General features: G+C 70.9%; 20 protein-coding genes. 16 read left to right on the top strand and 4 right to left on the bottom strand.

Annotation, left to right across the window (positions count from 1 at the left end; genetic code table 11):
• Positions 1–57: 57 nt before the first annotated feature.
• The gene (locus WN71_RS30045) at positions 58–1,041 is read left to right on the top strand and encodes a glycosyltransferase family 2 protein (protein WP_046584871.1); all 984 of its coding nucleotides are present in this window, start codon (positions 58–60) and stop codon (positions 1,039–1,041) included.
• Positions 1,038–2,480, top strand: coding sequence for an alpha-2,8-polysialyltransferase family protein (locus tag WN71_RS30040; protein ID WP_240529819.1), 1,443 nt, complete (start codon positions 1,038–1,040; stop codon positions 2,478–2,480). The genes WN71_RS30045 and WN71_RS30040 overlap by 4 nt, the downstream gene beginning before the upstream one ends.
• A gap of 132 nt (positions 2,481–2,612) precedes the next feature.
• On the opposite strand, the gene WN71_RS30035 is transcribed toward WN71_RS30040, so the two are convergent.
• The 3 genes from WN71_RS30035 to WN71_RS30025 form a co-directional block, all read right to left on the bottom strand.
• Positions 2,613–3,779, bottom strand: coding sequence for an acyltransferase family protein (locus WN71_RS30035; protein WP_206300176.1), 1,167 nt, complete (start codon positions 3,777–3,779; stop codon positions 2,613–2,615).
• Between the two features lie 131 nt (positions 3,780–3,910).
• On the bottom strand, positions 3,911–5,323 hold the full coding sequence (locus tag WN71_RS30030; RefSeq protein WP_046584872.1) for a polysialyltransferase family glycosyltransferase: 1,413 nt from the start codon (positions 5,321–5,323) through the stop codon (positions 3,911–3,913).
• Positions 5,323–6,303: a glycosyltransferase family 2 protein gene (locus tag WN71_RS30025; protein WP_046584873.1), complete on the bottom strand. Its 981-nt coding sequence runs from the start codon at positions 6,301–6,303 to the stop codon at positions 5,323–5,325. Before WN71_RS30025 ends, WN71_RS30030 begins: the two co-directional genes overlap by 1 nt.
• A gap of 198 nt (positions 6,304–6,501) precedes the next feature.
• Between WN71_RS30025 and WN71_RS30020 the strand changes: the two genes are divergently transcribed.
• From WN71_RS30020 to WN71_RS40290, 14 genes are all read left to right on the top strand, one after another.
• On the top strand, positions 6,502–7,818 hold the full coding sequence (locus tag WN71_RS30020; protein ID WP_046584874.1) for a DUF6716 putative glycosyltransferase: 1,317 nt from the start codon (positions 6,502–6,504) through the stop codon (positions 7,816–7,818).
• Positions 7,819–7,838: 20 nt separating this feature from the next.
• Complete coding sequence (locus tag WN71_RS30015; RefSeq protein WP_046584875.1) at positions 7,839–9,065, top strand: N-acylneuraminate cytidylyltransferase; 1,227 nt, start codon at positions 7,839–7,841, stop codon at positions 9,063–9,065.
• Positions 9,066–9,076: 11 nt separating this feature from the next.
• The gene (locus tag WN71_RS30010) at positions 9,077–10,015 is read left to right on the top strand and encodes an N-acetylneuraminate synthase family protein (protein WP_046584876.1); all 939 of its coding nucleotides are present in this window, start codon (positions 9,077–9,079) and stop codon (positions 10,013–10,015) included.
• A gap of 37 nt (positions 10,016–10,052) precedes the next feature.
• A complete protein-coding gene (locus WN71_RS30005) occupies positions 10,053–11,141 on the top strand; it encodes a hypothetical protein (RefSeq protein ID WP_046584877.1) in 1,089 nt (362 codons plus the stop codon).
• 495 nt (positions 11,142–11,636) lie between these two features.
• A complete protein-coding gene (locus WN71_RS30000; RefSeq protein WP_046584878.1) occupies positions 11,637–12,854 on the top strand; it encodes an amidohydrolase in 1,218 nt (405 codons plus the stop codon).
• 296 nt (positions 12,855–13,150) lie between these two features.
• On the top strand, positions 13,151–14,179 hold the full coding sequence (locus WN71_RS29995; protein ID WP_046584879.1) for a BMP family lipoprotein: 1,029 nt from the start codon (positions 13,151–13,153) through the stop codon (positions 14,177–14,179).
• 229 nt (positions 14,180–14,408) lie between these two features.
• Entirely contained in the window at positions 14,409–15,458 is a 1,050-nt protein-coding gene (locus tag WN71_RS29990; protein ID WP_046584880.1) for a BMP family lipoprotein, read from the top strand.
• 247 nt (positions 15,459–15,705) lie between these two features.
• Entirely contained in the window at positions 15,706–17,409 is a 1,704-nt protein-coding gene (locus WN71_RS29985) for an ABC transporter ATP-binding protein (protein ID WP_167382968.1), read from the top strand.
• Positions 17,406–18,533, top strand: coding sequence for an ABC transporter permease (locus WN71_RS29980; RefSeq protein WP_046584882.1), 1,128 nt, complete (start codon positions 17,406–17,408; stop codon positions 18,531–18,533). The genes WN71_RS29985 and WN71_RS29980 overlap by 4 nt, the downstream gene beginning before the upstream one ends.
• Positions 18,533–19,795: an ABC transporter permease gene (locus WN71_RS29975; protein WP_046584883.1), complete on the top strand. Its 1,263-nt coding sequence runs from the start codon at positions 18,533–18,535 to the stop codon at positions 19,793–19,795. The genes WN71_RS29980 and WN71_RS29975 overlap by 1 nt, the downstream gene beginning before the upstream one ends.
• Entirely contained in the window at positions 19,792–20,193 is a 402-nt protein-coding gene (locus WN71_RS29970) for a cytidine deaminase (RefSeq protein ID WP_079178217.1), read from the top strand. Before WN71_RS29975 ends, WN71_RS29970 begins: the two co-directional genes overlap by 4 nt.
• A gap of 87 nt (positions 20,194–20,280) precedes the next feature.
• Complete coding sequence (locus tag WN71_RS29965; RefSeq protein WP_046584884.1) at positions 20,281–21,564, top strand: thymidine phosphorylase; 1,284 nt, start codon at positions 20,281–20,283, stop codon at positions 21,562–21,564.
• A 109-nt stretch (positions 21,565–21,673) separates the two neighbouring features.
• Positions 21,674–22,267 carry a Uma2 family endonuclease gene (locus WN71_RS29960; protein WP_046584885.1) on the top strand — a complete coding sequence of 198 codons (594 nt, stop codon included), beginning with the start codon at positions 21,674–21,676 and terminating at the stop codon, positions 22,265–22,267.
• A gap of 25 nt (positions 22,268–22,292) precedes the next feature.
• Positions 22,293–22,679: an STAS domain-containing protein gene (locus WN71_RS40290; protein WP_143074889.1), complete on the top strand. Its 387-nt coding sequence runs from the start codon at positions 22,293–22,295 to the stop codon at positions 22,677–22,679.
• Here the strand turns inward: WN71_RS40290 and WN71_RS29955 are convergent.
• Positions 22,563–23,585 (bottom strand): sigma-70 family RNA polymerase sigma factor, encoded by a 1,023-nt coding sequence (locus WN71_RS29955; RefSeq protein WP_046584886.1) that lies wholly within the window; start codon positions 23,583–23,585, stop codon positions 22,563–22,565. The two genes, WN71_RS40290 and WN71_RS29955, sit on opposite strands and share 117 nt — an antisense overlap.
• Positions 23,586–23,776 lie beyond the last annotated feature (191 nt).

Genomic DNA, 23,776 nt, shown 5'->3' with positions numbered 1-23,776 from the left:
GTTCGGGCGTCCCTAGGATTTCGCGAATCTTTCCGCAGAAAACACAGGTGCGCACACGTGGCCAAAGAACCGACACTGTCCGTCGTCGTCCCCTGCTTCAACATCGAGACGTACGTGCCCGACACGGTGACCAGCCTGGTCAACAACGCTCGGGACGACTTCGAGTTCGTCTTCGTGGAGGACCGGTCGACGAAGGACCGGACCTATGAGGCACTCCTCGCCCTGACCAAGGGCCTGAGGAACAGCAGGGTGATCCGGCATGAGCGGAACGGCGGGCTGGCCACCGCACGCAACACCGGCATCGACGCCGCCGAGGGCCGCTATCTGACCTTCCTGGACGGCGACGACTGGCTCGCCCCCGGTTACCTCGCCGACCTCGTGGACGCCGTCCAGCGCCTCGACGTGGACTTCGTGCGCACCGACCACGTCCAGGTCACCGGCCTGGAGCGGGCCGTCCACAAGGCCCCCGAGGGCCGTCGGCACATCCCGCTCGACCCGCGCGGCTCGATCTTCCCCGTCGACGACACCACGATGGTCGACTACCCCTACGCGTGGGCCGGTGTCTACCACCGCCGTCTGCTCGACCGCGGGCTGCTGCGCTTCCACGACGGCCTGCGCACCGCCGAGGACCGGCCCTGGATCTGGGGGCTGCACCGCAGCGCCGAGTCCTACGCCGTCGCCAGCCTGCGCGGGGTGTTCTACCGCCGGGGCGTCACCACCTCGCTGACCCAGATCGGCGACGTGCGGCAGCTGGACTTCTTCCGCTCCTTCGACCTCGTGCTCGCCGAGCTCGCGGACGACCCCGAGGCCGCGAAGCTGCGCAAGAAGGCCCTGCGCAACTACTGCGTCGTCATCGCCCACCAGCTGCTCGACCGCGGCCGGTTCGAGCGCGGGGTCGCCTCCCGGCTGCGGCAGATGGCCGCCGAGGCGCTCGGCCGGATGACCGAGGACGAACTGAACGAGGCGCTCGTCGGCATGGGCGAGGAGCGCGTGCACACACTGCGCCGGATACGCGGCGGCCTGAAGGGAGTCGCGGCATGAGCGGCACGAACGACCCGACCGGTACGACCGGCACGAACGACCCGACCGGTACGACCGGCACGAACGAACCGACCGGTACGCCCGGCACCGTCCAGATCTTCTTCTCCGCCACGCAGTACGCCGCCGCGACCGTCACCGCCGCGCTGCGCGCCGGGCTGTTCGGCCCCCGCGCCGCCCACCGCCGCATCCTCGTGGTCAGCAACGTCGCCGCGATCCCCGAGGTCAGCACCCCGCTGGACCGGATGGCCGGATTCGAGAAGCTGCGCCCCGAGTTCGACGAGGTGCGCTCCTGGAACGAGTTCATCTCCCCGCACCACCCGGTCGGCTGGTCGCCCCGCCTCCAGGACGCCGGGCTGTGGGAGAAGGCCGTCCGCCTCGCCTGGAACCTGGGCGACGCGCCCGTGGAGATCGCCTGCGAGTCGATCCAGGCCAACCCCTCGCGCGCGGTCGCCGAGATCTTCTCGGACAGCCCGATCCACGTCTACGCGGACGGCCTGATGAGCTACGGCCCCACCCGCAACCGCATCCCGCACCACATGAGCAGCCGTATCGCCCGGGTGCTCCACCTCGACCTGATCCCCGGGCTGCGCCCGATGCTGCTCGCCGAGTACGGCGTGCAGCCGGAGGCCGTGCCCAACGCCGCCATCGTCGGCGTCCTGGCGCAGATCGGCGCGGACGGCGCCGAACTCCTCGCCCGGCGCCTGCCGGAGCGCGACCGGCCCACGGCCGTGCTGCTCGGCCAGTACCTCTCCGCGATCGAACTGATCACCCAGGACGAGGAGGAGCAGCTGCACGTGCGGATGCTCCGCGCCGCCGCCAGGGCGGGCCACACGGACATCCTGTTCAAGCCGCACCCCAGCGCCCCGGTCGCGTACAGCACGTCGCTGGAGGCGGCGGCCGCGGAGCTCGGCGTCCGGGTGACCGTGCTGTCCGAACCGGTGCTCGCGGAGACCGTGTTCGCCTTCCTGAAGCCCCAGCTCGTCATCGGCTGCTTCTCCACCGCCCTGATGACCGCGGCGGCCTTCTACGGCATCCCGGTGGCCCGCGTCGGCACGGAGATGCTCCTCGACCGCATCACGCCGTACGAGAACAGCAACCGGGTCCCGCTCACCGTCATCGACGCGGTGCTGCCCGACGCCGAGCACGAGAGCGTCGGCGAACCGCTCGACCTGTCCGCGGCGGGCGCGGCGCTCGGCCCACTGGTGCGCGCCGTCGGGTACTGCATGCAGTCCCGCAAGCACCCGGATCTGCGCACCGAGACGATCGCCTGGCTCACCGGCCATCTCGCCACCCACGGGCGCTACTTCAAGAAGCGCCGGCTGACCACCCTGCGCCTGCCCGGCGGCAGCCCGGTCCGCGCCGAGGCGCTGCGCCGCCACCCGGCGGTCCGCCGCGCGGTGCGCCAGCTGCGCGCCACCGCGGCCGCCCGCCAGGGCTGACGGCCCGGCAGTCGCACGGAAGGCCTGGCAGTCGCACGGAAGCACGGCAGCCGCACGGAAGCACGGAAAGGCCCGCCCCGGACCCGGGGCGGGCCTTTTTGCCGCGCGCCGCCTCAGCGCGTCACGGGCGTCTCAGCGCGTCACGGGCGCCCCGGCCGGCCGGCTCACGAGGGCCCGCTTCATCCGCGGCCCGAGCGGCTTCTCCACGAACCGGTGCATGAGATGGGCGAGCACGAGCAGTCCGGCCACGGTCAGCGCCAGGGTGGCGTACGGCGGCAGCCCGAGGCCCCGGTGCAGCACCCGGATGGCGAACCAGCCCAGGTGCTCGTGGATCAGGTAGAAGGGGTACGTCAGCGCGCCGGCCGTGGTCAGCCAGCGCCAGTTCGCCCAGTGGGTCCAGCCGACCGCGACCACCGCGACGGACGCGAAGGCGAGCGTGACGATCAGCTCGATCACATGCGGGTCGCGGTGGAAGTCGCCGTGCATGCCCGGGTGCCACAGCGCCGTCACCGAGTAGCGCTGGCCGAGCAGCAGGGACATGCCGACGATGCCCCACAGCATCAGATTGCCGCCGTGGCGGTGGATCAGGTACAGGGCCAGCCCGCCGATGAAGAACGGCGCGTGGTCGCGCATCACCAGCTGGTCGGCGAGCTCGCTGTGCGCGACGCGCGCGAACATCGACACGAACGTCCACACGGCGCAGAACATCACCACCCGGCGGTAGGTGACGCCCCGCCAGACCACGAACAGCCCGAACAGCGCGTAGAAGCGCACCTCGACCCAGAGCGTCCAGCACACGCCCAGCACCCGCGGCACGCCCATCGGCTGCTGGAGCAGGGTCAGGTTCACCAGGAACTCGTCCATCCGCAGCGGCTTGACGACGACCGGCAGCAGCAGGGAGGCGCCCGCCACGATGAACAGGGCGGTCCAGTAGGCCGGGTAGATGCGGGTGACCCGGGAGCGGACGAAGTCGCCCAGGGTGCGGCCCCAGCTGCTCATGCAGATCACGAAGCCGCTGATGACGAAGAAGAACTGCACGCCGAGGCAGCCGTAGACCGCGAGGCGGGACAGCGTCGGGAACATGATGCCGGGGGACTGGTGCCAGGAGGCGTCCACCGGGCCGTTCTTGCCGGCGAAGTGGTAGAGGCAGACCATCAGGGCGGCCAGCAGCCGCAGGCCGTCCAGCGCCCGCAGCCGGGCCCCGCCGGACCGCTGCCGGGCGGGTGCGGGTGCGGGCGCGTCCGCGGCGGCCGGGGTGCCGGGTATCGACGGCTTGGGGACCAGGTCGGTGGGATTCATCCCGGGGCTTTCTGCGAGGGGCCCGCGGGCGCGGAGGCCGCCGCTCCCGCGAGGCGCGGCGGCGGCCCGCGCACCCGCGGGCCGGGAACAGGGCAGGGGCGGTACGGCCCGGGGCGAGCCGTACCGCCCGGTCAGCGCTTGGCCGCCCGGCTCAGCGCGCGGGCGCGGCGGGCCAGCCGGCGGACCGTGGCATTGCGCGGGATGAACGACAGCTGCGCCGGTAGGGCGCCCGGCAGGGCCAGCGAGGTCAGCCGGCGGCGCTTGAAGTACCGCCAGGTGCGCGGCGAGAGATGCCGCGAGAGGTACTCCTCGGCCGCCCCCCGCAGCTGCGGGTGGATCTTGGGCTGCATCGCGAAACCGACCGCCGCGAGCAGTCCGGCCAGCGCGGCGCCCTGCTCCGCCCCCGGCATGGACCACGCCTCGACGGCCGCCCGGTCCGCGAGGTCGGGCAGCAGCGCGTCGGCCAGGGTGAGCGGCACCCGGTTGCTGTTCTGGTACGGCGTGAGCCGGGCCAGCAGGGTGTCGGTGCCGACCCGGGCCACCGGGATGCCGTAGAAACCGGCCGCGGTGAACAGGGCGGTGGAGAAGCAGCCCACGACGAGCGCCGGGCGCATCCGCTGGAACGCCACCTCGGCGAGGACTGGCCGGTCGAGGACGCTCAGGCGCGCGCCCAGTTCGGCCGCCCGGTCCTCCAGGAGCCGCGACCAGCGGGCCGGGGCGGTGGGGTGCGGCTTGAAGACGAGCGTGCGGTGGCCGAGCGCCACCGCGCCGCCGACCATGCGCAGATGCAGCCCCTCCTCCTCGGCGTCGGTGAGGATGCCGAGGGCGGACAGGTACTGGCCGAGCAGCAGCGCGGGCCGCTCGTCGGCGGCGGGAGGTACGGCCGACCCGGCCGACCCGGCTGATCCGAGCGCCCCGGACGCCCGGGTGAATTCGGCCAGTTCGCTCTCGGGTTCGGCGAGTTCGCCGAGCACCTTCAGGAACGCCTCGGCCGGTACGAGTTCCGGGCGCACGTCGAACTCGGTGAGCAGCAGCGGGGTGAGGCCCGGGACCAGATCGAGGTGCAGCAGCCGGCCGATCCGGGTGCCGACCAGCGGGTCGATCTTGTCGCGCGTGGGGCCGTAGCTTATGAGGCCGTCCGCGTAGACGTCGACGGGGGCGCCGGTGAACAGCTGGCACAGCGCGAGCGCCGGGTTGACCTGGACGGACTCCACGGCGAGCTGCACCTCGTCGTCGCCGAGGTTCCACAGCAGCCGTACGTACCGCTCCCACATGGGGACGTCGTCGGCGCGCGGCGCCCAACCGCCCGGGTGGAACGGCGAGATGGTCTCGTTCCACGACAGCACCTCGTCGAAGCGGTCGCGCACGGCGGCGAAGCCGGGCATCGCGTCGACGGACGGCGTGGTCTCGGGGGTCGCCGAGTTGTTCGTGATCAGCAGCAACTGGCGGTCGACCGGCGAGAACAGGCCCGCGTCGAGAGCGGCGGCCAGGGTGGCGGCGCCGTAGAGCGTCGACGCGCAGAAGATACGGGTGGTGCGTGGCATCAGGCGGCCACCGTCCGCGCGCCGGTGGGCCTGCGCTTGAGGCGCCGGAGCCGGGCCGCCCGCTGCTGGTCCATCGTGTCCATTACCTCCGCCAGCACGTCCTGCGGCATTCGCTTCAGCGCCGCGGAACTCAGTGAACGCAATTTTCTGGCCACCGCGGGTTCGAACCTCTCGATCGAGCCCAGATGATGAGCCATGATCGCGCAATAGGTGCGCACCGCTTTCGGCAGCAGCTTATCGGCATCGGGATCGGCCGCCGTCTCCTCGATCACCTGGTCGAATGCGCGAATGAAATCGAGTTGACGCACATCACCGATCTGGGTGAGAGAGGAGGCGACTCCGCGCCGGTAGAAAACGCCCAGCAGGCCCACGGCGGCGAAGGATTCGGCCCGCCGGTGCAGCTTCCAGATCCACGGCCGGTCCTCCGCCGTGCGCAGTCCGTCGGTGAAGTGCAGCAGCCCCCGGTCCACCAGCCGGCGGTGGTAGATCCCCGCCCACGCGTACGCGTAGTCCACGGAGGTGGAGCGGTCGGGCGGCAGGATCGCGTCGCGCGGGTCGAGCACGACACCCCGGCGCCCGACGGGCACCCGGTGCACGGCACGGGCCCGCGCGGTGCACTGCACATGATCGGTACGGACGAAATCGCAGCCCAGATCCTCGATGGCGGCGACCAGTTGTGGGTAATAGCCGGGAGCGAGCCAGTCGTCCCCGTCGAGGAAGGTGAGGTACTCGCCCCGTGCGCGATCGATTCCGGTGTTGCGGGCGGTGGCCAGTCCTCCGTTCTGTTCGTGTCTCACGAGGACCGCGCCGGGCAGTTCGCGCTCCGCGCGCGCGAGAATGTCCGGGGTCCCGTCGCGGGAACAGTCGTCGACGAGAATGAATTCGAAGTCGTCACGTGCGTTCGCACGCAGACTCTTCAGAGTGTCGGGCGCGTATTGCTGCACGTTGTAGAACGGCACGATGACGGAGAGCTTGACCACCCGTCGGACGTTAGGGTGCGGCCCGTCACCCCTCCTTTCTGTGAACTTGATGTCAGGTGAACGACGCGTGGCGAACCTGTGAACCAGGTTTTTTTGCTGTGGAAACCGGACCTGATTCCCTATTCGGCGGGGCGCTGTTAACCTCTTGTTCAATTCGGGTTGGGCGGATCCTGGGAATCGCTTCCTACGGTCTTCGACGTGCCAGCAAGTCCAACGAAGTCCCGACGAGTTGCCGTCCTCGCCGACTCCGACACCCGGTGGAAATGGGGTGCGCTCACCGCGCAACGCCTCCTGCCCGCCGGCACGGAGATGCGGCTCGACGGCTACCTGCTCCGGGGCCGTGCCACCCCGACCCCCCGTCAGCTCGCGGAAGTCGGCGTCCACGCCGAGTCCCTCCGTGAGGTCACCGGCGTCGAGTTCCTGCGCGCCCTGCGCGAGCAGTCCTACGACGTCCTGGTCCTCGCGCTGGTCGGCGGCGGCGTGCAGGCGATGCTGCACGGGCTGCGGCACCTGTGGGCCGACACCACCGAACGCCCCGTCGTCGTCACCGGATACGTCGGCGTCGTCTACGAGAAGCTCGCCGACGGCCTGCTGCTGCGGCACGGCGCGGACCTCGTCCTCGCCAACTCCCGCCAGGACGCCGACCGTTTCCGGGCCGTGTACGACGGGGTGGGCGCCGAGGCGACCGCGGTGACCGAGGTGGCGCTGCCCTTCCTCGGCGGCGCGCCCTACACCGGTGAACACGAGCCCTACACGGTGGTGTTCGCCGCGCAGCCCTCCGTGCCGGAGAGCCGCAAGGACCGTGCCTACCTGCTGGAGCGGCTGATCCGGCACGCCCGCCGCCACCCCGAGCGCGAGGTGCTGCTCAAGCTGCGCTCCAAGCCGGGCGAGCACACCACGCACATCGAGGAACTGCCCTACCAGAAGCTGGCGCAGAGCCAGGACCTGCCCGCCAACCTCAAGCTGGTCTACGGGCACATGGGCGAGGTCCTCGACCGCACCGACCTGCTGGTCACCGTCAGTTCCACCGCCGCCCTGGAGTCGCTGCACCGCCAGATCCCGACGGTGCTGCTCACCGACCTCGGGGTGCGCGAGGGGCTCGGCAACCACCACTTCGTCGGCTCCGGCTGCCTCGCCTCCTGGGACCAGCTCGACGCCGGTCACCGGCCCGAGCCCGACCCCGCGTGGGTGGCCCGGCAGGGGGTCGCGGCCGGCGGGGCGTCGTACGACGCGGCCTTCGACGCGGCGCGCGAGCGCATCGGCAAGCTGCTCGACCGCCCCGGCGGTCTCGCGCCCCTCGACCCCTACTACACGCTGCGCACCGCGCCCGGTTACCTCCCGGGCATCCTCGCCCGCCACCACCTCGGCCCCGACGGGGCCCCGCTGCCCGGCGCGCCCGCCGCCGACAAGGCCCCGGGGCCGGTCCGGCAGATCGTCCGCCGCGCGGCGCGCGGCGCCTACCGCCACGGCGTCCAGCGCGTCGCCCCCGTGATCCGGCGGATGGGGGAGCTGTGAGCCACCAAGGAGAAAAGTCCATGTCCGACACAGCAGTCGGGGAGCGGCGCATCCTCGCCGTGATCCCCGCGCGCGGCGGCTCCAAGGGAGTGCCCGCGAAGAACCTCGCGCCCATCGGCGGCGTGCCGCTGGTCGCGCGAGCGGTCCGCGAGTGCCTCGCCACCCGGCTCGTCACCGACGTCGTCGTCTCCACCGACGACCAGGCCATCGCCGCCGCCGCCCGCGAGGCGGGCGCCGAGGTCGTGCTGCGTCCCGCCGTCATCGCCGGCGACACCGCCACCTCCGAGGCGGCCGTGCTGCACGCGATGGACGCCCACGAGACCCTGCACGGCGCCTCCGTCGACGTGGTCCTCCTCGTCCAGTGCACCAGCCCCTTCCTGATCCGCGAGGACGTCGACGGCGTGGCCGGGGCGGTCGCCGAGCAGGGCGCGGACACCGCGGTGACCGTCGCCCCCTTCCACGGCTTCGTCTGGCGCCACTCCGACGAGGCGGGCGAGGGCGGCCTCGGCGTCAACCACGAGAAGTCCTTCCGCCCGCGCCGCCAGGACCGCCCCCAGGACTTCCTGGAGACCGGCGCCGCCTACGCGATGGACGCGGCGGGCTTCCGCAAGCACCAGCACCGCTTCTTCGGCCGTACCGAACTGGTGCGCACCGACCCCGCGCGGGTGCTGGAGATCGACGATCCGCACGACCTCGCCCGCGCCCGTGCGCTGGCCCCCCTCTTCGACGCGGACCGCCCCGGTTCGCTGCCCACCGCCGACGACATCGACGCGGTGGTCCTCGACTTCGACGGCACCCAGACCGACGATCGGGTGCTGATCGACTCCGACGGACGGGAGTTCGTCTCCGTGCACCGCGGGGACGGACTCGGCATCGCGGCCCTGCGCAAGAGCGGGCTCAAGATGCTGATCCTGTCCACGGAACAGAACCCGGTGGTCGCCGCCAGGGCCCGGAAGCTGAAGATCCCGGTCCTGCACGGCATCGACCGCAAGGACCTCGCGCTCAAGCAGTGGTGCGAGGAACAGGGCATCGCGCCGGAGCGCGTGCTCTACGTCGGCAACGACGTCAACGACCTCCCGTGCTTCGCCCTCGTGGGCTGGCCCGTGGCGGTCGCCAGCGCCCACGACGTCGTACGCGGCGCCGCACGCGTGGTCACCACCGTCCCCGGTGGCGACGGCGCGATCCGAGAGATCGCCGGCTGGATCCTCGGACCCTCTCTCGACTCTCTCGACCCTCTCTCCAAGTAAGGAAATCCCCCATGAGCACCAACTCCCGCATTCGCAACTTCGGTTCGCGTGAGGTCGGCCCCGGCAAGCCCGTCTACATCTGCGGCGAGATCGGCATCAACCACAACGGGGAGCTGGAGAACGCCTTCAAGCTCATCGACGTGGCGGCCGAGGCCGGCTGCGACGCCGTCAAGTTCCAGAAGCGCACCCCGGAGATCTGCACCCCGCGCGACCAGTGGGACATCGAGCGCGACACCCCCTGGGGCCGGATGACCTACATCGACTACCGCCACCGCGTGGAGTTCGGTGAGGACGAGTACCGCCAGATCGACGAGCACTGCAAGAAGCAGGGCATCGACTGGTTCGCCTCCCCGTGGGACACCGAGGCCGTCGCCTTCCTGGAGAAGTTCGACGTCCCCGCCCACAAGGTGGCCTCCGCCTCCCTCACCGACGACGAGCTGCTGCGCGCCCTGCGCGCCACCGGCCGCGCGGTGATCCTCTCCACCGGCATGTCCACCCCGAAGCAGATCCGCCACGCGGTCGAGGTCCTCGGCTCGGACAACATCCTGATGTGCCACGCCACCTCCACCTACCCGGCCAAGGCCGACGAGCTGAACCTCCGCGTGATCAACACGCTGGAGAAGGAGTTCCCGAACGTCCCGATCGGCTACTCCGGCCACGAGACCGGCCTGCAGACCACGCTCGCCGCGGTCGCCCTCGGCGCCACCTTCGTCGAGCGCCACATCACCCTCGACCGCGCCATGTGGGGCTCGGACCAGGCCGCCTCGGTCGAGCCGCAGGGCCTCGTCCGCCTGGTCCGCGACATCCGCACTATCGAGGAGTCCCTCGGTGACGGCGTCAAGAAGGTCTACGACTCCGAGCTCGGCCCGATGAAGAAGCTGCGCCGCGTCTCCGGCGTCGTCGCCGAGGCGGAGATCGCCGCGGCGGCCGGCGAGCCGCTGGCCGTCTGAGCCGGGACCACCCACGGTCAGGGGACGGACGAACCCGATGAGCACCCGCGCCGGCACCGCCGGCTTCACCCCCCACACGCTCGCCTTCGTGGAGAGCCCGGTGCAGCTGCTGAACGTCCTGGAATGGGCGTACGCGCACGCACCCGGTGACTCCGGCACGCTCGGCGCGGCACTCACTCTCGTCGTCCTGTCCCCGACCGACCCCATGACCCGGGGCCAGCTGCGCCGCATGGCGGAGCTGGCCCGGGACGAGGGGTACGAGGTCCGCTGGGAGGAGGCGCGGGGCGGCACCACCGCGCCCTTCCAGACCGTCGGGGGACTCGCGCCGCTGCTGCGCCGGGCCGGCCGGGTGGTGATGGGCGACCCGTTCTCCCGCTACGTCCAGCTGCTGCTGACCATCACCCGGGCCCGCGAGCTGGTCGTCGTCGACGACGGCACCGCGACGATGGAGTTCGTCGCGCAGCTCGCCCGCGGGGAGCGGCTGGTGCGCTGGCACCGCAAGGGCGGCCGCCCTGGCCCCCGGGACCTGCTGTTCGCCCCCGTGTCCGCCTCGGCGCGGCGCAGACTCACGCCGACCGGCCGGCGCACGGTGGAGGTTTTCTCCTCCATGCCGATCGACGACGTGCCGGACGGGGTCACCGTCACGGCCAACGACTTCGCGTGGACCCGCGCCCGGTTCGGGCCACCGCGCATCACCAAGGGCGCCGACATGGTCGGCACCTCCCTGGTGGAGACCGGTGTCGTGGACGACGCGCACTACCTGGAGGCCGTCCGCGTCCTCGCCAGGGCGCACGGCGTCACCCGCTACTTCGCGCACCGGCGGGAGAACACGGAGAAGCTGCACCGGCTCGCGGGGGAGACCGGTCTCGAGATCGTCCGCCCCGACCTGCCGCTGGAGCTGATCGCCCGGCGCGGGCCGATAGGCGCCACCATCCTCAGCTTCCCGTCGACCGTGGTCCACACCCTGCCGCTGGCGCTGGCCGGCACGGGGGTGCGGGTCGCGGTCTGCGACATCGACCCGGCCTGGCTCACGGAGAACGCCTCGCCGCGGGCCCAGGGCTTCCTCTCCGGCGTCACGGGCACGGCTCGCGACGTCCACCGCCTGGCGGCCGTGACGGCCGTATAGCCCCCTTGCACCCGAACGGCTGCCCCTGTCCGGGTGCGGACCTGTCGTGGCTGGTCGCGCAGTTCCCCGCGCCCCCAGGAGGTGACCGGCAGCCCCGTCAGGGGCGCGGGGAACTGCGCGCTCGACCCCCACCGGCCCGCGGCCGGGAACGGCGGGTGCGCCCGGCAGGGGCGCGGGGAACTGCGCGACCAGCCCCCCACCGGGCCGCGGCCGGATGTCATGCGAGCCCGCCGCAGGCGTTCGAGCGTGGCTGCGGCCCTGCGTGGTATCCGTTGAAGGAAGCAACGAGAATGGGAGACGGGTAACGGGATGTGACGGAAGTCACCACCCGTGGATTCCATGATCCACTCGGCCGCGAGCGGGCGAGTTTACCCATCTCACCCACCGGTCATGCCTGCGGTGGCCAGAATTTCTTACCCTAACGGGCTGAAGTTTTGTTGATCGAGGGTCAGTTGACCGGCCGGGCGTCCTACCCTTCAGAGGGTGAACCAATTGATGTCCCGAGAGTCCGAGGCCGACCTCCCCGGTGACGCACTCCCCGGAACGCTGAGCGAGGCGCTGTTCGCCGAGCTCGTCGCGTTCCGGCGCGACCTGCACATGCACCCCGAGCTCGGCAATCAGGAGTTCCGCACGACGGCGGCCATCAAGGCGCGCCTGGAGACGGCCGGCCTCGAGCCGCGCGTACTCGCCGTGGGGACCGGACTCGTCTGCGACATCGGCGAGTGGGACGGCGTCACGCCCATGCTCGCCCTGCGGGCGGACATCGACGCCCTGCCCATCCCGGACACCAAGAGCGAGTGCGCCTACCGCTCGACCGTGCCCGACCGGGCCCACGCCTGCGGTCACGACGTGCACACCACCGTGGTGCTGGGCGCCGGCCTGGTCCTGGCAGGCCTGCACCGCGAGGGCCGGCTGCCGCGCCCGGTGCGGCTGGTCTTCCAGCCCGCCGAGGAGGTGCTGCCCGGCGGCGCCGCCGACGCCATCGCGGGCGGCGCGCTGGAGGGGGTCGGGCGGATGATCGCCGTGCACTGCGACCCCCGCGTCGACGCCGGCCGGATCGGCCTGCGCACCGGCGCCATCACCTCCGCCTGCGACCGTCTGGAGGTCGCCCTGGACGGACCCGGCGGGCACACCGCGCGACCGCATCTGACCACCGACCTGGTCACCGCGGCGGCCCGGGTGGCCGTCGACGTGCCCGCGCTGGTGGGCCGGCGGGTCGACACCCGCAGCGGCCTCGCGGTCACCTGGGGCCGGATCGAGTCCGGTCACGCGCCGAACGTCATCCCGCAGCACGCCGAGCTCTCCGGCACCGTGCGCTGCCTCGACATCGAGGCCTGGCGGGCGGCGCCCGACATCGTCGTGGCGGCCATCGACGAGGTCGCCAACCTGCACGGCGCCAAGTCCGAGATCAACTACGTCCGCGGGGTGCCGCCCGTGGTCAACGACGCGGACGTGACCGGGCTGCTGCGGGACGCGATGACCGTGCGGCGCGGCGCCGAGTCCGTCGAGGGCACCGAGCAGAGCCTCGGCGGCGAGGACTTCTCCTGGTACCTGGAGCAGGTGCCCGGCGCGATGGCGCGGCTCGGCGTGCGCACCCCGGGCGAGCGGACCGTGCGCGACCTGCACCAGGGCGACTTCGACGCCGACGAACACGCGATCACCGTGGGCGTGGAGCTGTTCACCGCCGCCGCCCTGCTGGACGCGGGGAACTGACCGGCGGGTCGGACGGGTCGGACAGGTCCGGACGAAGGGGCGCCCGCTTTGGCGCCCCTTCGTCCACTTGTGTCACCCCGGTGTAACCCGGGGAACGAGGCTGTAACGCGCGGGCGGCACGAATCGATAACGGCCGCGAGAAACCCCGTTCCCCTCCCCTTCTACGCGCGTTACTGTGCGCCGAACTCGCCACCACTGGCGGCACATTGGGGAAGCGGGCCGGTGACGGCGCCGTGGGGATGAAGGGGCTTGCTGTGCGTCTGAACTCTCGTAGGACCAGGTTCTCCCGAACCGCGGTGACCGTCGCTGTCATCGCCCTCGCGGCCGCCGGGTGCGGCAAGTCCAGCAGCGATTCGGCCGGTGACACGTCCAAGGACGGCAAGTACACCGGCAAGGGCATCGGTCTCGCCTACGACGTCGGCGGCAAGGGCGACCAGTCCTTCAACGACGCGGCGTTCGACGGCTTCTCGAAGGCGGAGAAGGACTTCAAGATCGGCGGCCGGGACATCGAGCCGCAGGACAACGAGTCCGACGCGGACAAGATCCAGCGTCTGGAGACGCTCGCCAAGGCCGGTTACAACCCGATCATCGGGGTCGGCTACTCCTACGCCCCCGCGGTCAAGGAGGTCGCCGCGAAGTACCCGAAGATCACCTTCGGCATGATCGACGACTCGACCATCAAGGCCGACAACGTCGCCGACCTGGTCTTCGCCGCCGAGCAGTCCTCCTACCTCGCGGGCGTGGCCGCCGCGTCGGCGACCAAGAAGGACCACATCGGCTTCATCGGCGGCGTGGACATCCCGCTGATCCACACCTTCGAGGCGGGCTTCGACCAGGGCGCCAAGTCCGTCAACCCGAAGATCAAGATCGAGTCGCAGTACCTGACCCAGACGGCGGCCGAGGGCGGCTTCTCCAGCCCCGACAAGGGCAAGGCCGCCGCCCAGGGCCAGATCGACGCGGGCGCGGACGTGATCTACCACGCGGCCGGGCTCTCCGGCCAGGGCGTCATCCAGGCCGCGTCCGCCGCGAAGATCTGGGCGATCGGCGTCGACTCCGACCAGTACAAGCAGTCCGCGCTCGGGAACTACAAGGAGTACATCCTCGGCTCCGCGCTGAAGAACGTCGGCGGCGCGGTCTACGACCTCGCGAAGTCGGTCGTGGACGGCAAGCCGGAGAGCGGTGTGGTCGAGGGCACCCTGAAGACCGGCGGCGTGGGCTTCGCCGACTCCAACCCGAAGTACCAGGCCATGACCGAGGTCGTGGACGCGGTGAACAAGGCCAAGCAGGACATCATCGACGGCAAGGTCACGGTCAACACCAAGTGACCTTCTCTTGACCCTTCCGGTCGCCGAATCTGCTCCGGTCGGGCATCGTTGCAGACTGAACGCCCCTTGCGTCCCGCATGGGGCGTTCAGTCGTCCGTAAGGTTTGTGTCATCTGTGGCCACAGCTCGGTAACGGACCGGACAGAAGGGTTTTTCCGTCTGGTCTACGCGCGTTACGCTGCGGCGGAACCAGCGCCTGGTTGGGCGCTTGCACAAAGGAGTCACGTTCCATGCGCCGGGTGTCCCGTATCGCGGTTGCAGGCGTTGCAACCGCTGCACTTGCAGTCACCGTATCCGCCTGCGGCAGCTCGTCGAGCTCGTCCTCCAGCGGCAGCAACGAGAGCAAGGGCATCGGCCTTGCTTACGACGTCGGCGGCAAGGGCGACCAGTCCTTCAACGACGCCGCGTACGCGGGCTTCCAGCAGGCCCAGAAGGACTTCAACGTCGGCGGTCGGGACATCGAGCCGCAGGACAACGAGTCCGACGCCGACAAGGTGCAGCGTCTGGAGACCCTGGCCAAGTCCGGCTACAACCCGGTCATCGGCGTCGGCTACGCGTACGCGCCCGCCGTCAAGGAGGCCGCGGCCAAGTTCCCGAACACGACGTTCGGCATCATTGACGACAACACCATCAACAAGAAGAACGTCGCCGACATGGTGTTCCACGAGGAGCAGTCCTCGTACCTCGCCGGTGTCGCCGCCGCGCTCACCACCAAGACCAACACCGTCGGCTTCATCGGCGGCGTGGACGTCCCGCTGATCCACAAGTTCGAGGCGGGCTACGAGCAGGGCGTCAAGGACACCAAGCCGAGCGTCAAGGTCAAGGCCCAGTACCTGACCCAGACCGCGGCCGAGGGCGGCTTCTCCAGCCCCGACAAGGGCGAGACCGCCGCCGAGGGCCAGATCGCCGACGGCGCCGACGTGATCTACGCCGCGGCCGGCCTCTCCGGCCAGGGTGTCATCAAGGCCGCCGCCGCCCACAAGGTCTGGGCGATCGGCGTCGACTCCGACCAGTACAAGCAGGCCGCGCTGGCCCCGTACAAGAACTACATCCTCACCTCCGCGCTGAAGAACGTGCAGGGTGCGGTGTACGACCTGTCGAAGTCCGTCATCAAGGACAAGAAGCCGCTGTCCGGCGAGGTCCGTGGCTCGCTGTCCAACGGCGGTGTCGGCCTGGCCGACTCCAACCCGACCTTCAAGAACAACGCCGAGCTCCAGGCGGCGCTGAAGAAGGCCGAGGAAGGCATCAAGAACGGCACGATCACGGTCAAGACCTCTTGATCGACGCGCGGCCCTAGGGTCACGGACGGCACACAGGTCCGGCCGGCCCATGGTCACAGCGGCGCTGCAATGGCAGCGTTACGACCACGGAACGGGGTGCGGAGAGGATGAAACTCCCCGCGCCCCGTTCGCGCGGCAGAATGCTCGGAACGGATCGAGAACGAAAAGCGATCGGTCAGGTCCGGGCACTATTTAAAGCAGGGGCGCTACGCGCGTAGAGCGGCCCCTTTCCCAAGGAGAGTGCGCCATCGACGCGTCCAGCAGCCCTCCGCTCACCGCTCCGTCCGACATCGCGGTCGAGTTGCAGGGGATCACCAAACGGTTCCCCGGTGTGGTCGCCAACAGCGACATCCACCTGACCGTACGCAAAGGCACCGTGCATGCCCTCGTGGGTGAGAACGGCGCCGGCAAGTCGACCCTGATGAAGATCCTCTACGGCATGCAGAAGCCGGACGAGGGCACCATCGCCGTGGACGGCCAGGAGGTCGTCTTCGGCAGCCCGGCCGACGCCATCGGCCGCGGCATCGGCATGGTCCACCAGCACTTCATGCTGGCCGACAACCTGACCGTGCTGGAGAACGTCGTGCTGGGCAGCGAGAAGCTGTACGGCATCGGCGGCGGCGCCCGCAAGAAGATCAAGGAGCTCTCCGACCGCTACGGCCTCGGGGTCCGCCCCGACGTCCTCGTCGAGGACCTCGGCGTCGCCGACCGCCAGCGCGTGGAGATCCTCAAGGTCCTCTTCCGCGGCGCCCGCATCCTGATCCTCGACGAGCCGACCGCGGTGCTCGTCCCGCAGGAGGTCGACGCGCTCTTCGGCAACCTGCGCGAGCTGAAGTCCGAGGGCCTCTCCGTCATCTTCATCTCCCACAAGCTGGGCGAGGTGCTGTCGGTCGCCGACGACATCACCGTCATCCGCCGCGGCACCACCGTGGGCACCGCGATCCCCTCCGAGACCACCCCGCGCCAGCTCGCCGAGATGATGGTGGGCAGCGAGCTGCCGACCCCGGAGACCGCCGAGTCCACGGTCACCGACCGGGCCGTCGTCGAGGTCCGCAACCTCACCGTCTACGCCACCGGCGGCGCCTCCCTCGGCGAGGTCGCGGCCCCCGTCGCCAGCGCCACCACGGTCGCCGGCTCCACCACCGCAGGCAGCGTCCTCACCGACACCAGCCCCACGATCGAGGGCGCCAAGCGCGTCCTGGACGACGTCACCTTCACCATTCACGCCGGTGAGGTCATGGGCATCGCGGGCGTCGAGGGCAACGGGCAGACCGAGCTGATCGAGGCCCTCATCGGCCTGAAGAACGCCGACTCGGGCGACATCGTCTTCGAGGGCAAGGACATCACCTCCCAGCCCACCCGCAAGCGGCGCGAGAGCGGCATCGCCTACATCCCCGAGGACCGCCACCGGCACGGCCTGCTGCTGGAGGCCCCGCTCTGGGAGAACCGCATCCTCGGCCATGTCACCGAGCGCCCCAACGCCAAGGGCTTCTGGCTCGACCCGAAGGGCGCCCAGGAGGACACCCGCCGCATCGTCGAGGCGTACGACGTCCGCACCCCGGGCATCGATGTCACCGCAGCCTCCCTGTCCGGCGGCAACCAGCAGAAGCTCATCGTCGGCCGCGAGATGAGCCACGACCCCAAGTTCCTGATCGCCGCCCACCCCACCCGGGGCGTCGACGTCGGCGCGCAGGCCGCGATCTGGGACCACATCCGCGCGGCCCGCCGCGAAGGCCTCGCGGTGCTGCTCATCTCCGCCGACCTGGACGAGCTGATCGGCCTGTCGGACACCCTCCGCGTGATCTACGACGGCAGGCTGGTCGCGGACGCGGACCCCGCCACGATCACCCCGGAGGAGCTCGGCTCGGCCATGACCGGCGCCGCGTCCGGCCATCTGGAGCACGCTGACGAGACCGCGGACGACGCCGCTGCGGAGGACGAGGACCGATGAAGAAGTTCGACAAGGAGCGCATGCTCATCGCGGTGGCCGGCCCGGTCATCGCCCTGGTCCTGGCGATCGCGCTGACCTCGGTCGTCCTGCTCGCCTCCGACCGCAACCCGTTCGAGCCGTACCGGCTGATGCTCCAGCAGCTGTCGTACTCCGACGTGCAGGTGCTGATCGTCAACCAGGCGTCGCTGTACTACATCGCCGCCATCGCGGTCGCCCTCGGCTTCCGCATGAACCTCTTCAACATCGGCGTCGACGGCCAGTACCGCCTCGCCGCGGTGATGACCGCCGTGGTCGGCGCGAACGTCAACCTGCCGGCCCCCCTCCAGGTCGTCCTGCTGCTCCTGGTCGCCATGTGCACCGGCGCCTTCTGGGCCGGCATCGCGGGCGTCCTGAAGGTCACCCGAGGGGTCAGCGAGGTCGTCGCGACGATCATGCTGAACGCCATCGCCACGAGCGTCATCGGCTACGTCACCCTCGCCAACGTGTGGGGCGTGCAGGTCGGCGACAACATGACCACCGGCGTCATGCACAAGTCCGGCTGGATCCCCGGCATCAACCTCGGCTCGGACGTCGGCGAGATCTACGGCCTGGTCTTCCTCGCGATCCTGCTCGGCATCGGCTACTGGATCGTCCTCAACCGCACCCGCTTCGGCTTCGACCTGCGCGCCACCGGCGCCTCCGAGACCGCCGCCGCGGCCTCCGGTGTCGACGCCCGCCGCATGATCCTGGTATCCATGCTGATCTCCGGCGCGGTCGCGGGCCTGGCCGGCCTGCCCCTGCTGCTCGGCGACACCCACACCTACAGCCTGAGCTTCCCGGCCGGCCTCGGCTTCACCGCCATCGGCATCGCCCTGCTCGGCCGCAACAACCCCGGCGGCATCGCGCTGGCCGCGCTGCTGTGGGCCTTCCTCGAGAAGGCGTCCCCCGCCCTCGACTTCGCGACTCCGACTCCGTACGAGAAGGAGATCGCCACGATCATGGAAGGCCTGATCGTGTTCGCCGTCGTCATCTCCTACGAGGCCGTACGCCAGTGGGGCCTGCGCCGGCAGCAGAGCCGGGTCGGCGCCGAACTGGCCGCCGAGGCCGCCAAGAAGAACTCCGAGTCGAAGGGAGTGACGGCCTGATGTCCAGCGCTACCGTCGCCAAGCCGCAGGCGCAGCGTCCCGCCCGGGGCGGCCGCACGTTCTCGCTCCCGGTGCTCCTGCTGATCATCGCGGGTGTGCTGGTCCTGACCTCGATCGTCCGCCTGATCACGGGCGCGGACGGCATCACCTCGACCGGCCAGATGTCCACGGCTCTCCGGCTCGCCGTCCCGATCGGTCTGGCCGGTCTCGGCGGCCTGTGGTCGGAGCGCTCCGGCGTCGTCAACATCGGCCTCGAAGGCATGATGATCCTCGGCACCTGGTTCGGCGCCTGGGCCGGCTACCAGTGGGGTCCCTGGGTCGGTGTCGTCTTCGGCATCATCGGCGGCGCGCTCGGGGCGCTGCTGCACGCCATCGCCACCGTCACGTTCAACGTCAACCACATCGTCTCCGGTGTGGCGCTGAACATCCTGGCCCTCGGCGCCACCCGCTACCTGTCGAAGTTCACCTTCGCCAACACCACCGAGGGCTCCTCGAAGCAGTCCCCGCCGATCGACTCACTGGGCACCTTCGACGTCCCCGGCCTGTCGAGCTGGCTGGACACGCTCAACCAGAAGCACTGGTTCCTGATCTCCGACCTCGCCGGTCTGATCGGCGGCCTGGTCACCGACCTGTCGCCGCTCACGGTCATCGCGGTCGCCCTGGTCCCGGTCACCTGGTGGGTGCTCTGGCGCACCGCCTTCGGCCTGCGCCTGCGCTCCTGCGGCGAGAACCCGGTCGCGGCGGAGTCCCTCGGCGTCAACGTCTACAAGTACAAGTACATCGCCGTGATCATCTCCGGCGGCTTCGCCGGCCTCGGCGGCGCGTTCCTGTCGATCGTCGCCTCCAACGTCTACCTCGACGGGCAGACCGCGGGCCGTGGCTACATCGGTCTCGCCGCGATGATCTTCGGCAACTGGATGCCGGGCGGCCTCGCCCTCGGCGCCGGCCTGTTCGGCTACACCGACAGCCTCAACCTGCGCGGCGGCACGGTCAACGTCCACGCGCTGATCCTGCTGATCGCCATCCTGCTGGTGATCGGCGCGGCCTACCTCGTCTGGCGCAAGAGGTACGTGCCGGGCGTGGTGACCGCGGTGATCGGCGTCCTCATGTTCGTCTGGTACGCCACCACCAACGAGGTCCCGCGCCAGGTCGTGACCGCCACCCCGTACGTCGTCACCCTGCTGGTGCTGTCGCTGTCCGCGCAGTCCCTCAGGATGCCGAAGGCGGACGGCCTGCCGTACCGGAAGGGACAGGGCAAGTGACCACCGCGGCCGACGTCGACTGGGACGCACTGCGCGCCCTGGCGCGGGAGTCGATGACCCACGCCTACGCTCCCTACTCGGGCTTCCCGGTCGGCGCCGCCGCCCTGGTCGACGACGGCCGCACGGTCTCCGGCTGCAACGTCGAGAACGCCTCCTACGGCCTCGGGCTGTGCGCCGAGTGCGGTCTGGTCTCGGAGCTCCAGCGCACCGGGGGCGGCCGGCTCACCCACTTCACCTGTGTGGACGGCACCGGCGCGAGCCTCGTGCCGTGCGGGCGCTGCCGCCAGCTGCTCTACGAGTTCGGCGGCCCCGACCTGCTGCTCGACACCCCGGAGGGCATCCTGCCGCTGTCGCGGATGCTGCCCCAGGCATTCGGGCCCGACCACCTCACCAAGTAATGCCCACGGCCCCTCCGCGACCGCCCGGCCATCCGCCGGCCGCCGCGAGGGGCCGTACTCTTCGCCACCCCGGAAGGAACGCACGCCATGGCCATGGACGCCATCTCCGTCATCCGCACCAAGCGGGACCGCGGTGAGCTCAGCGACGCGCAGATCGACTGGGTCATCGACGCCTACACGCGCGGCGAGGTCGCCGACGAGCAGATGTCGGCCCTCGCCATGGCCATCCTGCTCAACGGCATGAACCGCCGGGAGATCGCCCGCTGGACCGCGGCGATGATCGCCTCCGGCGAGCGCATGGACTTCTCCGCCCTCTCCCGCCCGACCGCCGACAAGCACTCCACCGGCGGCGTCGGCGACAAGATCACCCTGCCGCTCGCGCCGCTGGTCGCCGCCTGCGGCGCCGCGGTGCCCCAGCTGTCCGGCCGCGGCCTCGGCCACACCGGCGGCACCCTCGACAAGCTGGAGTCGATCCCGGGCTGGCGCGCGCTGCTCTCCAACGAGGAGATGCTGCACGTCCTCGACACCACCGGCGCCGTGATCTGCGCGGCCGGCGACGGCCTGGCCCCGGCCGACAAGAAGCTCTACGCGCTGCGCGACGTCACCGGCACGGTCGAGGCGATCCCGCTGATCGCCTCCTCGATCATGTCGAAGAAGATCGCCGAGGGCACCGGCTCGCTGGTCCTCGACGTGAAGGTCGGCACCGGCGCCTTCATGAAGACCGTCGAGGACGCCCGTGAGCTGGCCTCCACGATGGTGGGCCTCGGCACCGACCACGGCGTGCGGACGGTCGCCCTGCTCACCGACATGAGCACCCCGCTCGGCCTGACCGCGGGCAACGCGCTTGAGGTCCGCGAGTCGCTGGAGGTGCTGGCCGGCGGCGGTCCCGCGGACGTCGTCGAGCTGACCGTCGCCCTCGCCCAGGAGATGCTCGCCGCGGCGGGCATCAAGGACGCGGACCCGGCGAAGGCGCTGGCCGACGGCTCCGCCATGGACGTGTGGCGCCGCATGATCGCCGCCCAGGGCGGAGACCCGGACGCCCCGCTGCCCACCTCGAAGGAGCAGCACGTCATCACGGCCCCCTCGACCGGCGTCCTGACCCGTCTCGACGCCTACGGCATCGGCGTCGCCGCCTGGCGCCTCGGCGCCGGCCGCGCCCGCAAGGAGGACCCGGTGCAGGCGGGCGCCGGCGTCGAGCTGCACGCCAAGCCCGGCGACACGGTCACCGCGGGCCAGCCCCTGCTGACCCTGCACACCGACACCCCCGACCGCTTCGCGTACGCCCTGGAGTCCGTCGAGGGCTCCTACGACATCGCGGCCCCGGGCACGGAGTTCTCGGCGTCTCCGGTCGTGCTGGAACGTATCGCCTGACGTATCGCCTGACCAGGCGAATTCCCTTTCGGGTGAACGGGACCGGTGGACCCCCACCGGTCCCGTTCGGCATGCTGGGATCGGTGACGCACCGATAGGAGACACCGCCATGAGCGCACTCAGTGCCGAGCCCGAGTCCCCGAGGGGTACGGGCTGGGACGAGATCGTCCGTGTCTGGGAGGAGACGGACGCTCCCGAGGGCAGCAAGGTGGAGATCATCGAAGGGGTCATCACCGTGTCGCCTCCACCGTCCGAGGAACACAACGACACGGCTGAGCTGCTTCATGAACGCCTGTATGGTGCCATTCCTCCTGACTGCAACTGGGGTATCTATCAGACACTCGGCCTGACGTGCCCGGAGACGGGAGGCCTGTTCATTCCGGATCTGTGCGTCGTGCCCAGGGAAGCCTTGCGCCGTGGCACACGGGTGCCCGCCACCGAGGCGGAACTGGTGGTCGAGGTCACGTCTCCGAGCAACGCGAACCACGACCGGATCAAGAAGGCCCACGGCTATGCCGTGGCGGGGGTGCCGCTCTACCTCCTGCTGGACGCCTGGCAGTCCGGACGTCCGACCGCAACGCTGTACGGAGAGCCACAGGGCGGCACGTACCGAGTGCTCGCCTCGGTGGAATACGGCGAGGAGCTCACACTGCCGGCGCCGTTCAAGCTGGTTCTCGACACCGGCATCTTCCCGCTCGGCTGAGAGCGGTCGACCGGTCGGGCCTCCGATGAGTTGGATCGGCCCGCCCGGTCTACCGCACGTGGACGCCAAGACACCCGCCGTACTCGTGCTGCACGGCCCCGCCGCCCGGGACGAGGCGGCGGGGCTCGGCGACGCTGTGCAGGCGCTGCTGGAGGTCTCCGGGTGCCGGGTCGTCGTCTGCGACGTCGGCGGGCTCGGGCCTCCCGGGCTGGGCGTCGTGGACCTGCTCGCCCGGCTCCAGCTCGCGGCCCGGCGCGGCGGAGGGCGCATACGGCTGCGCGGCGCCGGCCCCCCGCTACTCGCCCTGCTCGACCTCGTCGGGCTCCGCATCGAGGTGGAGGGGGAGGCCGAACAGCGGGAACCACCGCTCGGTGTCCAGGAAGAAGTGGAACCCGGTGAGCCGGCCCTCTGACACCTCCAGGACCTGGATCGCCCACGGCGCGTGGCCACCCGCCTCCGGGTCCGGCTTGTACTGCGCGAACCCCGGCAGCCCGTTGACCTCCACGGGCAGCAGCCGCGAGCCCTCGCAGGCCGCGCCCAGCGTCGTCATGAAGCCCGTGATGTCGTCGTGGCCGGTCAGCCACAGGTCGAACGGCGGCATCGACATGACCGCGTCCTCGTGCAGCAGCGCCGTCAGCGCCGTCATGTCGTACCCCTCGAAGGCCGCCACATAGCGCTCCAGGAGTTTCTGCTGCTCCTCGTCGAGGGGGTCCGAGACCTCCGCGTCCGCGCCGGGCTCCCGCCGCTCCGCCAGCGTCGCCCGCGCCCGCTGGAGCGCGCTGTTGACCGACGCGACCGACGTGTCCAGCAGCTCGGCGACCTCGGCGGCCCGCCAGGCCAGCACCTCGCGCAGGATGAGCACCGCCCGCTGTTTGGGCGGCAGCTTCTGCAGCGCGGCCATGAACGCCAGCCGCACGGACTCCTTCGCCACCGCCGCCTCCGCGGGGTCGCTCGCCGACGGCGGCAGTATCCGCGCGTCCGGCATCGGCTCCAGCCACGTGCTGTCCGCGCGCGGCGACAGGGCCGCGGAGGCGAGCGGCGTCGACTCGGAGAGGTCCATCGGCCGGGCCCGCTTGTTGCCCGCCGTGAGCATGTCCAGGCACACGTTGGTCGCGATCCGGTAGAGCCAGGAGCGCAGGCTGGAGCGGCCCTCGAAGGTGCCGTAGCTCCGCCAGGCGCGGACCAGGGTGTCCTGCACCGCGTCCTCGGCCTCGAAGGAGGAACCCAGCATCCGGTAGCAGTACCCGGTCAGCTCGGTCCGGTGCTGTTCCAGCCGGACCTCGAGGTCGTCCGCCGTCGCCGTCGTGCTGTCGCTCATCGTCCACCCACCCCTGTGGTGTCCCTGCCGCGCTCCGTCGCGCCCCAGCACTCCGGAAGCTACCCCAGCCCACTGACAATGGCCCCCGGAGTACGCATAACGGCAGGTCGGGGACTTGTCGGGCGGGGCGGAGACGCGGCGCCGCCCCGGCCGGGGCGGCGGGGGCGGCGGGGCGGCGGGGGTGGCGCAGG

The organism is Streptomyces mangrovisoli, assembly GCF_000974985.2.
GTDB classification, from domain to species: domain Bacteria; phylum Actinomycetota; class Actinomycetes; order Streptomycetales; family Streptomycetaceae; genus Streptomyces; species Streptomyces mangrovisoli.
Note: the sequence above shows the minus strand (reverse complement) of the source record. Positions and strands in the feature narration are given on the sequence as shown.

What these genes read in the sequence shown, in the direction of transcription:
- WN71_RS29965 (WP_046584884.1), top strand. Translation starts at nt 20,281, where the DNA reads ATGGCCATGGACGCCATCTCCGTCATCCGCACCAAGCGGGACCGCGGT.
- WN71_RS30040 (WP_240529819.1), top strand. Translation starts at nt 1,038, where the DNA reads ATGAGCGGCACGAACGACCCGACCGGTACGACCGGCACGAACGACCCG.
- WN71_RS29980 (WP_046584882.1), top strand. Translation starts at nt 17,406, where the DNA reads ATGAAGAAGTTCGACAAGGAGCGCATGCTCATCGCGGTGGCCGGCCCG.
- WN71_RS29955 (WP_046584886.1), bottom strand. Translation starts at nt 23,585, where the DNA reads ATGAGCGACAGCACGACGGCGACGGCGGACGACCTCGAGGTCCGGCTG.
- WN71_RS30015 (WP_046584875.1), top strand. Translation starts at nt 7,839, where the DNA reads ATGTCCGACACAGCAGTCGGGGAGCGGCGCATCCTCGCCGTGATCCCC.
- WN71_RS40290 (WP_143074889.1), top strand. Translation starts at nt 22,293, where the DNA reads ATGAGTTGGATCGGCCCGCCCGGTCTACCGCACGTGGACGCCAAGACA.
- WN71_RS29960 (WP_046584885.1), top strand. Translation starts at nt 21,674, where the DNA reads ATGAGCGCACTCAGTGCCGAGCCCGAGTCCCCGAGGGGTACGGGCTGG.
- WN71_RS30010 (WP_046584876.1), top strand. Translation starts at nt 9,077, where the DNA reads ATGAGCACCAACTCCCGCATTCGCAACTTCGGTTCGCGTGAGGTCGGC.
- WN71_RS30005 (WP_046584877.1), top strand. Translation starts at nt 10,053, where the DNA reads ATGAGCACCCGCGCCGGCACCGCCGGCTTCACCCCCCACACGCTCGCC.
- WN71_RS29990 (WP_046584880.1), top strand. Translation starts at nt 14,409, where the DNA reads ATGCGCCGGGTGTCCCGTATCGCGGTTGCAGGCGTTGCAACCGCTGCA.
- WN71_RS29975 (WP_046584883.1), top strand. Translation starts at nt 18,533, where the DNA reads ATGTCCAGCGCTACCGTCGCCAAGCCGCAGGCGCAGCGTCCCGCCCGG.
- WN71_RS30030 (WP_046584872.1), bottom strand. Translation starts at nt 5,323, where the DNA reads ATGCCACGCACCACCCGTATCTTCTGCGCGTCGACGCTCTACGGCGCC.
- WN71_RS30000 (WP_046584878.1), top strand. Translation starts at nt 11,637, where the DNA reads ATGTCCCGAGAGTCCGAGGCCGACCTCCCCGGTGACGCACTCCCCGGA.
- WN71_RS30035 (WP_206300176.1), bottom strand. Translation starts at nt 3,779, where the DNA reads ATGAATCCCACCGACCTGGTCCCCAAGCCGTCGATACCCGGCACCCCG.